Consider the following 14,433-nt stretch of genomic DNA (forward strand, 5'->3'; position numbering starts at 1 on the left):
AAATACACTATTAAATATTAATATTTGAATATGAAAGTAACTTTAGAAGTCGTTTGATTTTAATAGCTAACCTAAATACCGTAAATTAGGCATAATTGTATTAAACCCGATTCATCTCTAATTCTAACGATAATTAAACATGCCTATAGTTTGGCAAATTTCCACTTTACACTTAACCCAAAACAGAACTGCTGTTCGCGGTGTTATATTAAAAAAAGCCCCAGTTAGTTTTACAATTCAACGTGGTATTGTAACCAATTTAATACGAGTATTCAGATCATATTTTAATAAAGCTTATGCTAATATGCCCATTATTTTAGAGTCAAATGGTCATACTTATAAAGTACAAACTAATGCGTCTGGAGGTTTTGAAATTATACTAAACCACTTACATAAAGGAGAATTACATATTAGTTTACCAAATTCTGACACCAAATTAAAAACCGTTCAAAACTATCCTATAAATTTTACAGAATCGCTTAGCGATGTAGATGTGATATCAGATATAGATGATACCATTATTATATCAAATACCGCTAGTGTAATAAAACGCGTAACAACCTTAGCTTTTAATGCTCCCCAAAAAAGACAAGTTATCCCGTTTACGCAAAATCTACTCGAGGCATTTCGGTCTAGAGGAGCTAATTTTTATTATGTTTCAAAAAGCGAAAGTAATTTGTTTAATATTATAACCCATTTTATAAGCTTTAACAAATTGCCCAAAGGCTTATTATTCCTTACTCCTCACCTAACTTTGTTAAGACTATTTCAAAATAAAAAACCACCAAATTTTAAACAACATTATATAAAATTTATAATTGAAAATACTAAGTCAAAAAAATACATTCTATTAGGTGATGATACGCAAAAAGATATGGCTATTTATACTGAAATTATAAAGCTATATCCCCATAGCATTCTTATAATATACATTCGAAAAACTTCTGACAAAACAGATACAACATTACAAATACAAATGAAAAAAGCGCTTGAAGCTTCTAAAACACCTGTTACTTATTTCAATTCTAATGATCATTTTGATGTTCAAGATGCCTTAAAACACTTATAATTATGAAAATTCTTATTGTAGTTAATCCTATATCAGGAGATGTAGATAAAGAACCTTTTTTAAGTTATGCTATCTCTGTTTGTTCCAAATACGCCATTTCATATGATATTTTTAAAACAACAGGTGAAAACGATGCTGAAAACTTAAAAAAACAAATTAAGAGTTATAAGCCAGATCGTATAGCATCTGTAGGTGGCGATGGAACAACATTATTTACTGCTGTTACTTTATTAGATAGCGGTATTCCAATGGGAATTGTTCCTCTTGGTTCCGCTAATGGTATGGCTATGGAGTTATCTGTTGATAAGAGTCCAAAAAAAGCATTCCTAGATATAATTATGAGTCAGGTTATAGGTAATTTAGATATGCTACTTATTAATAAAAAGCATCACGCAATCCATATAGGTGATGTTGGATTAAATGCTAAAATAGTAGAAGCATATGAAAATGATTCTAATCGCGGTATGGCTACATATGCGAAATATTTTGTTGAGCAATTACAGCAAAACAACCCCTTTCCTATGTCTATTACAACAGACAATGAAAAGCTAGAAACCAAAGGCCTCATGCTCGGTATTTGTAATGCTAGAAAATATGGTACAGGCGTACCCTTAAATAAAACAGGGAATCCTATGGATGGTATTTTTGAACTCGTAATCATATCAAAAATTGATGCAACAAGCCTATTAAAAGCAGGACTATCCAAGTTTGATGAAAGTTTTCATGATTCTGAAAATATTCAGGTTATTAAAACAACCAAAGCAACTATCGATTTTAAAAACAGTCACCTATTACAGTTAGATGGTGAAGTTATAGGATCTTTTAAAACATTGGATATAGAAATTTTACCAGCTGCCATTAAGTTAATTACTACAACAAACAACAGCTATTTATAACCTTAATTAAACCCTTAATTACCGTGTCATTAAAATTAAATAAAAAGGAACTAAAAACATTCTTGGACGAAAAAGTAGCAGCCTATAATGCGCCACAGTTTTTGGATTCCGATCCTATTAAAATTCCACATAAGTTTACTAAAAAAGAAGATATTGAGATATCTGCTTTTCTGACAGCAACTATAGCTTGGGGAAATAGAAAAAGCATTATCAATAATGCCTCTAAAATGATGGATTTATTAGACCAGTCCCCGTTTGATTTTGTAATGAATCATGAAGAATCTGATTTACAGCATTTAGAATCATTTGTTCATCGCACGTTTAATGGCACCGATTTTATAACGTTCATCACTGCTTTACGCCATATTTATAAAGAACATAAAGGTCTAGAACCCGTTTTTAATAAACATGCTGAGCCTACTAGTTTACAACCCGCAATACATCATTTTAAAAAAACGTTTTTTGAAATTCCACATCTTCCTAGAACAGAAAAACATATTTCCGATCCTTTAAAAAATTCAGCAGCAAAACGTATAAACATGTTTTTAAGATGGATGGTTAGACCAAATAATACCGGCGTTGATTTTGGTTTATGGCAAACTTTAAACACAAGTCAGCTATCATGTCCGTTGGATGTTCATTCCGGAAATGTTGCACGAAAACTGGGCTTACTTACACGCAAACAAAACGATGCAAAAGCACTTTTAGAACTAGATACGAATCTCCGAAAACTAGATTCTGATGACCCTGTGAAATATGACTTCGCTTTATTCGGACTTGGTGTATTTGAAAATTTCTAACTTAATTCAGTATCTTTAACTTTTCTAATTTTATATAATTCTCAATGAAAAAACTCGTACTTATTATTAGTGTGTTAACATTTATTTCGGCCCATTCTCAAAGCCGTGAGATACCAATAGATACACTTGTGACTACCAATCATAATGCCACAATAAATGGTGTTAATATGGATTACTCAGCTACAACTGGTATGCAACCTGTTTGGGGTAAAGATAACAACCCTATTGCAACTTTATATTACACCTATTACCAACGTAGTAATGTAAAAGATAAAGCTAACAGACCGTTGTTAATATCATTTAACGGAGGTCCTGGTTCTGCTTCGGTCTGGATGCATATTGCTTATACGGGTCCTAAAATTTTAAAAATTGATGATGATGGCTACCCAATTCAACCTTATGGTGTTAAAGATAATCCATACTCTATTTTGGATGTTGCTGATATAGTTTATGTAAACCCCGTAAATACAGGATATTCAAGAATGGTTGCTGAGAAAGATGGAAAACTTCCAGATCGCAGTCAATTTTTTGGTATCAATGCTGACATTCGTTATTTAGCCGAGTGGATTAATACCTTTATGACACGTAATAACCGATGGGAATCACCTAAATATCTAATTGGTGAAAGTTATGGAGGTCCACGTGTTATGGGGCTTGCTGAAGAACTTCAAAGTAACCAATGGATGTATTTAAATGGTGTTATTTTAGTTTCGCCTGCAGATTATAAAATATATTCAACCAATCAACCTATTTATTCTGCTTTAAATTTACCATATTTTACTGCAGCTGCTTGGCATCAAAAAGCTTTATCTACAGAGCTTCAGCAAAAAGATTTATTAGAAATACTTCCAGAAGTTGAAAACTATGCTATTAATAAACTTATGCCTGCAATTGCTAAAGGCGGGTTTATTAGTGATGTAGAACGCGATGAAGTTGCTGAAAAAATGAGTTTATATTCTGGTTTAGATAAAAAAGATATACTTCAACATAATTTAAATGTGCCTACCCAATTTTTCTGGAAAGAATTATTAAGAGACCGTGGCTATACCATTGGTAGATTAGATTCACGATACTTGGGGGTCGATAAAATGGCCGCTGGAAATTCTCCGGATTATAATGCAGAGATTTCCTCTTGGTTACACTCTTTTACACCTGCCATAAACTATTACTTAAGAGAAGAGTTGAAATTTAAAACTGATGTAAAATATAACATGTTTGGTAATGTTCATCCTTGGGATAAACAACATGATAATACACGAGACCGATTAAGGCAAGCTATGGCTCAGAACCCATATTTAAAAGTGCTTGTTCAATCGGGTTATTATGATGGTGCTACTACGTACTTTGCTGCAAAATATACTGTTGGACAATTAGATCCTGCTGGAACTATGAAAGACCGGTTTACTTTTAAAGCATATAGAAGTGGACACATGATGTATTTGCGAAAAGCAGATTTAAAAACTGCTAACGATGATATTCGCAATTTTATAAACAACTCCTTAACTAATGGTAAATCGGCTAAATATTAAGCGGGTTTACGTAATAGATTATAAATAAAAAAACACCTGATGAAATTATCATCAGGTGTTTTTTTTTTGTTTAAGTATGGTTTAAAATTATCCTTTTAACCAAGCTTCACGTAATGCTTTCTGAGCTGCAGTTGCATTCTCATCAGCGTGTAAACTATTACCTTGTGTAAAAGCTGGAGTTAACTTTGTTTTAATTACAACATCTTCACCATTACGAGATAATACAACATCTACTTCTTGACCTACTTCCCAAGAATAAACATCTTGAAATACTTTATTCGCATTTAATAACGAAACAGTTGTACCATCAATAGACTTTATAACATCATTAGGCATTGCTCCTTGTGCTTTCCAAAAGCTGTTTCCTAACACATTATCTGTAAATATAATTGTTCCATCTGTTTGGTTAGCTGTAACAATTAAAGCACCATTACCTTGGATATAATTCGTTTTAACTTGACCTTCACCTATTGTTAATCCTACTTTTTCAAAATAAACATTATAATCAATTGGTGTTGTACCAATAACATGATTATCAAAAAAGCTTCTAAGGCTTGGGTAGGTCATTTCTACTATTTCGTCAATAATTTTATCATCATCAAACGGTTTGTTTTTACCATACTTGTTAGATAATTCTTTCATTAAGGATAATACACCTCTATTTCCATCACTACCTTCACGAATTAAAATATCTAAACACATACCAATTAAAGCACCCTTTTGGTACACATTATAATACTGACTTGCATAAGGTTCCTCTAATACGTTTTCACTCATAACAGTAAAACTCATAGAATCATCCATGTTCCTTGATGTACCAATTTTATCCATTATTGTTTGGTAGAAATCATCTTCAGTTACAATACCTTGATCTACTTGGAAAAGTGTTGCGAAATACTCTGTAATACCTTCATACATCCATAAGTGCTTAGAGAAAGTTGGATCGTTATAATCAAAATAATGTACATCTTCAGAGTGAACACTTAAAGGTGTAACAATATGAAAGAATTCGTGAGAAACGATATCAATCATACTTTTATCTAAAGCTTCTGCAGGCATACTTTCTGGCATAACTACTACAGTTGATGTGTGGTGCTCTAAAGCTCCGAAACCTTTAGGTGAATCTTCTTTTCCTTCTGATAAATACACATAAATATCATAACGAGGTGTGCTGTCAACATCACCTAAATATGCTTTTTGACCTTGCATCATAGTAAGCATAGCGTTTTTCATTGTTTGAGCAGTATGCTTTTTGTTTGGTGAATAAACACTTAAAACTATTTTAATACCACCTACTTCAAATTCTTCAACATCTAGTTTACCATACATCATTGGGTTATCTGTAATATCAAAATAACGTGGTGCAAAGTAAGATGAAGTCATTACTTTACCATCTGCTGATGTTTTTGAATCTGATTGTTGTAAAGCTGAAGTACGAACAAAATCAGCTGGAGCAATTACATCTAATTTATATTGACTGTTCTTAAGAGAGTCGAAATACCCAATAAATCCATGTAAATTTAAAACGTAGTTGTTAGGCTCTATATTTGTTCCTGCAGGTGAAAAAGGAACTTCTCCTCCAATACCGCCAACTTCTTCTTGATCAAAAGTATCATTAACATAATATGTAATGTAATCTAACTCTTTAGCGTTTTCAATAGTCCAAGAGTTTGTATCAATCTTGTTTGTTGGCATTGGGTTGCCATTGTAATCAATTGCAACAAATGTATCAACATACTTTCCAAAATCACTTACTGAATAAGTTCCTTGTACTACCTTTGGAAGTCTATAAGTAACAACTGCATCAGTAAAACGTCCTGGATTAATGTTTACAGGCACTTTATCGTTAGATACTTTTGTAATATCTATTACAGATTGAATAGGGTTACTAGTTGCTAAATCGTCACTACTTGTTTTGGTTGCAGATCCACAAGCAACTAACAACGTGGAAAAACCAATAATGGCTAAAGTTTTTTTCATTATTATTAAATTAAGTTTTTTTACTTGACGCTCAAAAGTACAATCTGTTACACTTTTTAGCCACAAGTTTTTGTTAAATTGAACTTTAACTATATTCGCTACATGATAAAACCCTTGATATCTATAGTAACACCATTTAAAAACACTGAAGCATATATTTCAGAATGTTTACTATCAATAATTAATCAAACCTATCAAAATTGGGAGTTATTAATAGTTGATGATGCTTCAACAGATACTAGTTATTCTATTGTAAGTCAATTTGCAGAAACCGATAATCGCATAAAACTCCTTAAAAATCCAGGTACAGGTATTATTGAGGCCTTACAGTATGGCTATTCAAAAAGTTCTGGTAAATATATAACCAGAATGGATAGTGATGATATTATGACACCTAACCGATTAGCTGTTATGATAGAAAATTTACAGCATTTTGGTTTAGGGTATCTAGCTATAGGACAAGTAGAATATTTTAGAGCTGATGGTTTAAGTGATGGTTATGCAAATTATGAAACTTGGCTAAATGGTTTAACAGCAACAGGATCTAATTTTACTGAAATTTACAAAGAATGTGTTGTACCCTCTCCCTGTTGGATGTTACACAAAACAGATTTTGATAACTGTCAAGCCTTTTCACCTGAAATCTATCCTGAGGATTACGATTTAGCCTTTCGGTTTTATAAGCAAAAACTAATCTGCATTCCTTGTAATAACGTTCTACACTTGTGGCGTGATTATAGCAATCGCACATCTCGAACGCATGTTCATTATGCTCAAAACAGTTTCTTAGAGCTAAAAGTGGATTATTTTATAGAATTGGACTATAAGAAGCATAGACCATTAGTAGTTTGGGGAGCCGGAAAAAAAGGAAAAACAGTTGCTAAGTTATTACAAACAAAAAACATCCCTTTCTATTGGATTTGTGATAATGAAAAGAAAATTGGTAAAGACATTTACAATATAATTTTACAACCTACAACTCTATTAAACAACTTATTAAAACCCCAATGTATTATTACTGTTGCTAATAAAACGGAACAACAAACTATTCATAATCAGCTTATTTCATTACAAATGGAGTTAAGTTCTGATTTTTTCTTTTACTGCTAAGTATTTAATTTATTCCTAAAAGGTTTTCTATTTCAGCGTAAACACTATTTTTGTAGGAAACAAAATTAGGAATGCAGTTTAAACACCCCGAAATACTATACGCTTTATGTTTGCTACTGATACCTATTATTGTTCATTTATTTCAACTCCGAAAGTTTCAAAGAGCAACGTTTACAAATGTTGCCTTCTTAAAAAAAGTATCTCTACAAACCCGTAAAAGTTCTCAAATAAAAAAATGGTTAGTTTTAACAACACGATTACTGTTGTTAGCCTTTGCAATTATAGCATTTGCTCAACCTTATTTTTCTAAGAATACAAGCTTTAACAGTAAACCAGAAACCGTTATTTATTTAGATACTAGCTTTAGTATGCAAGCTAAAGGTGAACAGGGCGAATTATTAAAGCGTGCTATTCAAGAAATTATAGAAAATGTGGAAATTAATCAGCCTATTTCATTGTATACAAATAGTGCTGTTTTTAAAAATACTACTTTAAAAAGTATTCAGAATGACTTATTACAGTTAGATTATGACTCCAATCAGTTACCATACGATGCGGCTTTAATAAAAGGAAGTAAGTTGTTTAGTGACGCTAAAAATACTAGCAAAAATTTAATTTTTATTTCAGATTTTCAAAAGCAAGATAAATCTTTTACAGATTTAAGTGACTCTTTGTATCATATACATGCTGTACAGTTAAAACCCGTAAGTACACAGAATATAGCAATTGATAGTTTGAGTATTAGCTCACGAACTTTAAATAATACAACATTACAAGTCTTCTTAAGTACCAATGGCACATCCGAAATTAGCTTACCTCTCTCATTATATGATGGTGGTAAATTACTAGCGAAAACAACAACCAAAATCACAAATAAAGCAGTTGCTGAATTTGTGATAACAGAAAAAAATATCCGTAATGGACATGTAAATATCGAGGATAATAATTTATTATTTGATAACGAACTGTTTTTCAATATTGCTAAACCTAGTATTATAAATGTTCTAAATATTTACAATCAGCAACCAAATAACTATTTAGAACGCTTATTTCCTGATGAAGAGTTTCAATTTGCGGCAAGTAGTTTAAAACAGTTAAATTATAGCTCTTTAGAAAAACAACAAGTAATTATATTAGATGAATTAGATGTCATTCCTAGCTCATTATCTAATTCCTTAAAAGCATTTATGAATACTGGTGGTTATGTTATTATTATACCTTCGGTGACTAGTAAAATTGATTCGTATAATAACTTACTAAGCTCAAGGGGAATCAAATTAACCACAGCTGTTTCAACTCAGAAACGTGTAACAGGTATTAATTATGCCCACCCGATTTACGCTAAAGTTTTTGAAAAACAAACAACTAATTTTCAGTACCCAAAAGTTAACAGCTTTTATACTGTATCATATCAAAATAACAATGTAGCCTTGTCTTTTGAGGACGGCAAACCTTTTCTTGTAACAAATAAAGAACTTACTCTTTTTACTGCCGCATTAGATTCAGAAAACTCAAATTTCAATGCTTATGATTTAATTGTCCCAACCTTTTATAATCTAGCAAGACAAAGTTTACGAAAGCCACAATTATATGCTACAATTGGTACAGAAAACACTTTTGATATTCCTGTAAAACTTCCACAAGATAACGTGTTATCATTAACAAAAAATGCTGTTAATTTAATACCTATGCAACAGTATTTTAATGATAAAGTTAGCATTACAACCACCGACCTTCCTGAAGAAGCGGGTGTTTATAACGTAACTAATAACGGTGAAACTCTAACACAAGTAAGCTTTAATTATAATAGAAATGAAAGCCTGTTAGATTATCAAGATTTAAACGGATTAACAGGTGTTACAGTTACTAATTCTGTTACTTCTATTTTTGAAACTCTAAAAAGTGACACAAAAATTAATGAGCTATGGAAATGGTTTGCTATTTTTGCATTAGCTTTTTTAATTATTGAAATGCTCATATTAAAATACTTTAAATGAACGTACTCATAAAATCTGCCACAATAATTGACACTAAAAGCGATTTTCATAATCAAGTTGTCGATATTCTTATTGAAAACGGAAACATTACCCAGATAGATTCTGCTATTCAAAACCCTAATGATTGCAAAGAAATAAGCCTAGAGAACCTTCATGTATCTCAAGGTTGGTTTGATAGTAGCGTTAGTTTTGGAGAGCCTGGTTACGAAGAACGTGAAACCATTTCTAATGGACTAAAAACGGCTGCTTTATCTGGTTTTACTTCTGTAGCTTTAAATCCAAATAGCAACCCTGTAATTGATAGTTTTGCTGATATTTCCTTAGTAAAAACAAAATCTCAAAATCACGCTACATCGCTCTACCCTATTGGTACATTAACTCAAGGAGCTTTAGGTGAAAATATAGCTGAGCTTTATGATATGCGTCAGGCCGGTGCAATTGCTTTTTACGATTATCAGAAACCAATTGAAAATCCCAACCTGATGAAAATTGCTTTACAATATGCAAGTAATTTTGATGGTTTGATATTGTCTTTTCCACAGGAGTCACGAATTTCAAGATCTGGAGTAATGAATGAACACATTTCTAGCACCAAACTTGGATTAAATGGAAACCCAGCTTTAGCAGAAGAATTACAGGTAGCAAGAGATTTATTTTTATTAGAATATACCGGTGGAAAATTACATATTCCAACAATATCAACTGCAAAATCTGTAGCTTTAGTAAGAGAGGCTAAACAAAAAAAACTAGATGTTAGTTGTAGTGTTACTATACATAATCTATGCTTCACGGATGATGCTTTAAACACTTTCAATACAAACTTTAAGGTAGCGCCTCCAATTAGAACAGAATCAGATAATAACGAATTAATAAAAGGATTGAAAGATGGAACGATTGACATGGTTACATCGGACCATAACCCTATTGATGTAGAACATAAAAAAGTAGAATTTGATCGCGCTTTAAACGGAACCATTGGATTAGAATCAGCCTTTGGAGCTCTACAAACTGTGTTTAATACAGAAGAAACTATTACCCTTCTAACGAATGGAAAGGTTCGTTTTGGTATAGAATTGGCAAGTATTGCAGTTGGAGAAAAAGCAAATTTAAGCTTATTCAACCCTGAAGGAACCTATACTTTTAATAAAACGCATATACTGTCGCGTTCTAAGAATGCTATTTTTGAAGATTCTAAGTTAAAGGGGCAGGTTTACGGAATTATTGCCAATAATAAAGTTATCTTAAAATAATTATGACCTCAGAAACGATACAGAAAGGAAAAACAATGGCGATACTCTCCTATTTCACCATATTAGGTAGTATTATAGCAATTATAATGAATAGTGATGTTAAAAATCCATTTACATCATTTCATGCAAAACAAGGCTTAGGACTTAATTTAACATATATGATTGTTGCTTATTTTGTAAGCTCTTTTGATAGTTTTATTATTTCAATTGGTTTTTGGGTTGCTATGGGTGTACTCTTTATGTACGGCATTTATTCAGCTATAACAGAAACAACTAAAGAGGTACCTTTATTAGGTGCTGTATATCAAAAATTATTTGCAACAATCGCTTAAATATGTCTACACAACCTTTAAAGTATATTACAAGACCTTCTAGTTTAAAAGAAAACGCACCATTATTAATATTATGCCATGGTTATGGTAGTGATGAAAATGATCTCTTTTCATTTGCATCCGAATTACCCGAGGAGCTTTATATTATTTCGCTTCAAGCGCCATATAAACTAGAGCCTTATGGTCATGCATGGTATGCCATAAATTTTGATGCAGATAAAGGTAAATGGAGTGATGATGAACAAGCTAAGGAATCACGTGATTTAATAGCAAATTTCATTGATTATGCATGTTCAAAATATCCAGTAGCTAGTAATAACGTTAGTTTATTAGGCTTTAGTCAAGGAACCATTTTAAGCTATGCTGTAGCGTTAACATACCCAGATAAAATTAAGAACGTAATAGCTTTAAGCGGCTATATTAATCCTAATATTCTTCCTGAAGACACAAGTACAAAAGCATATTCTAATTTGGATTTTTATTGCTCTCATGGAAGTGCTGATCAGGTTATTCCTGTAGATTGGGCACGACAAGCACCTAAATTTTTAAATACCTTAGATATAAAAAACGTTTATGCGGAGTTTCCTGTGGGTCACGGTGTAGCACCACAAAACTTTTATGCTTTTAGACAGTGGTTAATTGAAAGGATATAAGAACGAATCTATTACCTTAAACGTTAATTCATCATTATCAGTAATATCATAATTTAATAGCATTTCACCCCAGTATTGACCATCGGTAAAATTAGCTATTATCCATTTATGATTTAATACACGTATTTGATCAATCATCATTTTACCTCCGTTAAATGCAGGATAAGGCACCAACGGATGCTCTTCTGATTTTACGAGGTTTAATTCATACAAACCATCTTTAATAACAGGAATAAGTTCAGAAACACGATAGCCACGGTCTTCAAAATAACTTAAAGCAGCTTCTGTATTCATTACCGAAAATTCTGAAAGATCTAGTACGTTTTGTCTTAAACCGGAAATAGTATCAGCGTATTTGGCTTCAACACGCTCAAAATGTGCTTCTTTTTTATCAACAATACCTTCGTAAGAATCTAAAATTCGTTTAGAATTCACATATTGAAACACTAATAATAGTAGTGTAAAAATAAACAGGTACATAAATATTCTCTTTTTCATTATAGGGTAATTTGTAAGTTATCGTAAGCTAAATAAACATTTTTAGGTAAGGTTTCTTGAACCACATCATGAAAACCTAATAAATGACTAATGTGTGTTAAATAAGCGCGTTTTGGTTTAACCATTTCAATAATATCTAAGGCTTGTTCTAAATTCAAATGCGAAGGATGTTCGGTTTCCCGTAACGCATTAATAACTAAAACATCTAAACCTTTTAGTTTTTCTATTTCTACAGGATTAATAGTTTTAAAATCGGTTAAATAAGCAAAATTATTAAACCTATATCCAAATACTTGTAGGTTATAATGGAGGCCGTCAATAGGCATAACCTCTAAACCACTTAAGATAAATTCCTCATTTTTAACTTCATGAGAAATAACACTTGGTGCACCTGGATATTTATTTTCAGTTTGAAATATATAATCAAAACGTCTTGCCAGTTCTCCTAAAACACGTTTGTGAGCATAAATAGGAATAGCACCTTGATTAAAGAAAAATGGGCGAATATCATCTAGTCCAGCTGTATGATCAGCATGTTCATGTGTGAAAATAACCCCATCAATTTTAGTGCAATTAGCGCGTAACATTTGCTGTCTAAAATCTGGACCACAATCAATTACATAAGTGTAGTCCTCCCATTCAACAAGAATTGAAACACGTAGCCTTTTATCCTTTGGATTTGGACTTAAACATACAGGATGAGTGCTTCCTATAATAGGAATTCCTTGTGATGTACCCGTGCCTAAAAACGTTATTTTCAATCGTATTAATTTTGAAACAAAAATAGGGTTATTTTTTTGTTTAACCACCCGTTTTAATACCTTTGTGAAACAGATTTAACGGAAGTTTACTATGGAGATAAGCATAAAAGGTGACAAGGAGTTTGATGATATTCCATCATTAAAATCAAAAGCACTTCGCATTAATTTAAATGAAAATATTTACGGAACATTTTCAGAAATTGGAGCTGGACAGGAAACTGTTCGTCAGTTTTTTAGAGCCGGTGGTGCTTCTGGAACTATAGCTAAAGCTATGTCTGCTTATGACAAGGACTTTAGTGATGCTATTTATGGTGTTGAATCTGATGGAAGATATGTTACCGAAGCGCGGTTATTAAAAATGCTACACCATGAAATTGATTTAATGGAAAAGCGTTTAACACGTGATAAGCACCCTAACAAATTGTTCTTCTCTTATGCCAATACGGTAGCAACTATTGATTTTGCTAAGAAATACAAAGGACATGGTTGGGTAGGTATTCGTTATCAAATTGATGCTGATCAAGATGAGTATAACGAAATTTCATTACACCTACGTTTTAAGGAAAATGATGCGCGTTTACAACAAGAAACACTAGGTATTTTAGGTACCAATTTAATTTATGGTGCTTTCTATAAGTATAATGAACCTAAAAAACTGTTACGCTACTTATATGATCATTTAGATAAAGATCAATTAGAGATTGATACAATTAACTTTTCGGGACCTGTATTTAAGGATGTTGATAATAGATTAATGAGTTTACAACTGGTTAAAAACGGAATGACGGATGCCGTTATGTTTGCTCCAGATGGAAACAATGTATTACCTGCTCGTGTACTTTATAAAAAGAATATTTTAGCTTTAAGAGGTAGTTTCCGACCTGTAACTAAGGTTAATATCGACATGTTTGAAAAATCATACGATATGTTTGTAAAGGAAAATAAGGTAGATGTAGAAAAAACTCAGGTAATTTTTGAGATAACCTTATCTAATTTACGCGCAGAGGGAGAAATTGATGAGCAAGATTTTATGGATCGTGCAAAACTACTTTGTTCCCTTGGGCACACCGTTTTAATATCTAACTTTCAAGAATATTATAAGCTTGTAGAGTATTTCTCTCAATATACTAAAAACCGTATGGGGCTTGCCATGGGGGTTAATAATCTCGTTGATATTTTTGATGAGAAATATTACCGTCATTTAAGTGGTGGTATATTAGAAGCTTTTGGAAAATTATTTTTCAAAGACCTCCGTGTTTACCTATACCCTATGCAAAATGAAGATGGCGAATTAACGACTAGTGAAAATCTAAAAGTACACCCACGTATGAAAGAACTGTATAAGTTCTTTAAGTACAATGGAAAAGTTGTTGATATTACCGATTTTGATAACACCATTTTAAATGTCTTTTCTAGAGACGTTCTTAAAAAAATATCTAAAGGTGAAGAAACATGGGAATCAATGCTTCCTGAAGGTGTTTCAAAACTAATAAAAGAAAAAAGCTTATTTGGTTATGAAGCCGAAGAAATGTTTCGCTCCGATGGCTACTAAATTCTA

The 14,433-nt window shown here is 32.0% G+C and carries 13 protein-coding genes; 10 read left to right on the forward strand and 3 right to left on the reverse strand.

Annotation, left to right across the window (positions count from 1 at the left end):
* Positions 1 to 139: 139 nt before the first annotated feature.
* Genes ACW5R3_RS08240 through ACW5R3_RS08255 form a run of 4 tightly spaced genes read left to right on the forward strand, consistent with a single transcriptional unit; the run spans position 140 to position 4,294 of the window.
* Positions 140 to 1,069, forward strand: coding sequence for a phosphatase domain-containing protein (locus ACW5R3_RS08240; protein ID WP_456576530.1), 930 nt, complete (start codon positions 140 to 142; stop codon positions 1,067 to 1,069).
* 2 nt (positions 1,070 to 1,071) lie between these two features.
* Complete coding sequence (locus ACW5R3_RS08245) at positions 1,072 to 1,965, forward strand: diacylglycerol/lipid kinase family protein (protein WP_456576531.1); 894 nt, start codon at positions 1,072 to 1,074, stop codon at positions 1,963 to 1,965.
* 23 nt (positions 1,966 to 1,988) lie between these two features.
* Positions 1,989 to 2,765, forward strand: a complete 777-nt coding sequence (locus ACW5R3_RS08250) for a TIGR02757 family protein (protein ID WP_456576532.1) — start codon at positions 1,989 to 1,991, stop codon at positions 2,763 to 2,765.
* Positions 2,766 to 2,809: 44 nt separating this feature from the next.
* The gene (locus ACW5R3_RS08255) at positions 2,810 to 4,294 is read left to right on the forward strand and encodes a S10 family peptidase (RefSeq protein ID WP_456576533.1); all 1,485 of its coding nucleotides are present in this window, start codon (positions 2,810 to 2,812) and stop codon (positions 4,292 to 4,294) included.
* Between the two features lie 87 nt (positions 4,295 to 4,381).
* Here the strand turns inward: ACW5R3_RS08255 and ACW5R3_RS08260 are convergent, their stop codons facing one another.
* A complete protein-coding gene (locus ACW5R3_RS08260) occupies positions 4,382 to 6,274 on the reverse strand; it encodes a M61 family metallopeptidase (protein WP_456576534.1) in 1,893 nt (630 codons plus the stop codon).
* A 102-nt stretch (positions 6,275 to 6,376) separates the two neighbouring features.
* On the opposite strand from ACW5R3_RS08260, the gene ACW5R3_RS08265 reads away from it, so the two are divergent.
* The 5 genes from ACW5R3_RS08265 (at position 6,377) to ACW5R3_RS08285 (ending at position 11,616) form a co-directional block, all read left to right on the forward strand.
* Positions 6,377 to 7,384 carry a glycosyltransferase family 2 protein gene (locus ACW5R3_RS08265; RefSeq protein ID WP_456576535.1) on the forward strand — a complete coding sequence of 336 codons (1,008 nt, stop codon included), beginning with the start codon at positions 6,377 to 6,379 and terminating at the stop codon, positions 7,382 to 7,384.
* Positions 7,385 to 7,455: 71 nt separating this feature from the next.
* On the forward strand, positions 7,456 to 9,381 hold the full coding sequence (locus tag ACW5R3_RS08270; protein ID WP_456576536.1) for a BatA domain-containing protein: 1,926 nt from the start codon (positions 7,456 to 7,458) through the stop codon (positions 9,379 to 9,381).
* Positions 9,378 to 10,631, forward strand: coding sequence for a dihydroorotase (locus ACW5R3_RS08275; protein WP_456576537.1), 1,254 nt, complete (start codon positions 9,378 to 9,380; stop codon positions 10,629 to 10,631). The genes ACW5R3_RS08270 and ACW5R3_RS08275 overlap by 4 nt, the downstream gene beginning before the upstream one ends.
* 2 nt (positions 10,632 to 10,633) lie before the next feature.
* Positions 10,634 to 10,963 carry a hypothetical protein gene (locus ACW5R3_RS08280; protein WP_456576538.1) on the forward strand — a complete coding sequence of 110 codons (330 nt, stop codon included), beginning with the start codon at positions 10,634 to 10,636 and terminating at the stop codon, positions 10,961 to 10,963.
* Between the two features lie 2 nt (positions 10,964 to 10,965).
* Positions 10,966 to 11,616 carry an alpha/beta hydrolase gene (locus ACW5R3_RS08285; RefSeq protein WP_456576539.1) on the forward strand — a complete coding sequence of 217 codons (651 nt, stop codon included), beginning with the start codon at positions 10,966 to 10,968 and terminating at the stop codon, positions 11,614 to 11,616.
* Here the strand turns inward: ACW5R3_RS08285 and ACW5R3_RS08290 are convergent.
* Both ACW5R3_RS08290 and ACW5R3_RS08295 read right to left on the reverse strand, forming a co-directional pair.
* On the reverse strand, positions 11,599 to 12,114 hold the full coding sequence (locus ACW5R3_RS08290) for a hydrolase (protein WP_456576540.1): 516 nt from the start codon (positions 12,112 to 12,114) through the stop codon (positions 11,599 to 11,601). The genes ACW5R3_RS08285 and ACW5R3_RS08290 overlap by 18 nt on opposite strands.
* Entirely contained in the window at positions 12,114 to 12,875 is a 762-nt protein-coding gene (locus ACW5R3_RS08295; protein WP_456576541.1) for an MBL fold metallo-hydrolase, read from the reverse strand. The genes ACW5R3_RS08290 and ACW5R3_RS08295 overlap by 1 nt, the downstream gene beginning before the upstream one ends.
* Positions 12,876 to 12,966: 91 nt before the next feature.
* Between ACW5R3_RS08295 and ACW5R3_RS08300 the strand changes: the two genes are divergently transcribed.
* Complete coding sequence (locus ACW5R3_RS08300; RefSeq protein ID WP_456576542.1) at positions 12,967 to 14,427, forward strand: TonB-dependent receptor; 1,461 nt, start codon at positions 12,967 to 12,969, stop codon at positions 14,425 to 14,427.
* The last annotated feature ends 6 nt before the right edge of the window (positions 14,428 to 14,433 follow it).

The organism is Algorimicrobium bowmanii, from assembly GCF_054031195.1.

Excerpts from the sequence above, each read along its gene's own strand:
- ACW5R3_RS08290 (WP_456576540.1), bottom strand. The coding sequence starts at position 12,114 with ATGAAAAAGAGAATATTTATGTACCTGTTTATTTTTACACTACTATTA.
- ACW5R3_RS08245 (WP_456576531.1), top strand. The coding sequence starts at position 1,072 with ATGAAAATTCTTATTGTAGTTAATCCTATATCAGGAGATGTAGATAAA.
- ACW5R3_RS08300 (WP_456576542.1), top strand. The coding sequence starts at position 12,967 with ATGGAGATAAGCATAAAAGGTGACAAGGAGTTTGATGATATTCCATCA.
- ACW5R3_RS08285 (WP_456576539.1), top strand. The coding sequence starts at position 10,966 with ATGTCTACACAACCTTTAAAGTATATTACAAGACCTTCTAGTTTAAAA.
- ACW5R3_RS08240 (WP_456576530.1), top strand. The coding sequence starts at position 140 with ATGCCTATAGTTTGGCAAATTTCCACTTTACACTTAACCCAAAACAGA.
- ACW5R3_RS08280 (WP_456576538.1), top strand. The coding sequence starts at position 10,634 with ATGACCTCAGAAACGATACAGAAAGGAAAAACAATGGCGATACTCTCC.
- ACW5R3_RS08260 (WP_456576534.1), bottom strand. The coding sequence starts at position 6,274 with ATGAAAAAAACTTTAGCCATTATTGGTTTTTCCACGTTGTTAGTTGCT.
- ACW5R3_RS08265 (WP_456576535.1), top strand. The coding sequence starts at position 6,377 with ATGATAAAACCCTTGATATCTATAGTAACACCATTTAAAAACACTGAA.
- ACW5R3_RS08255 (WP_456576533.1), top strand. The coding sequence starts at position 2,810 with ATGAAAAAACTCGTACTTATTATTAGTGTGTTAACATTTATTTCGGCC.
- ACW5R3_RS08270 (WP_456576536.1), top strand. The coding sequence starts at position 7,456 with ATGCAGTTTAAACACCCCGAAATACTATACGCTTTATGTTTGCTACTG.
- ACW5R3_RS08275 (WP_456576537.1), top strand. The coding sequence starts at position 9,378 with ATGAACGTACTCATAAAATCTGCCACAATAATTGACACTAAAAGCGAT.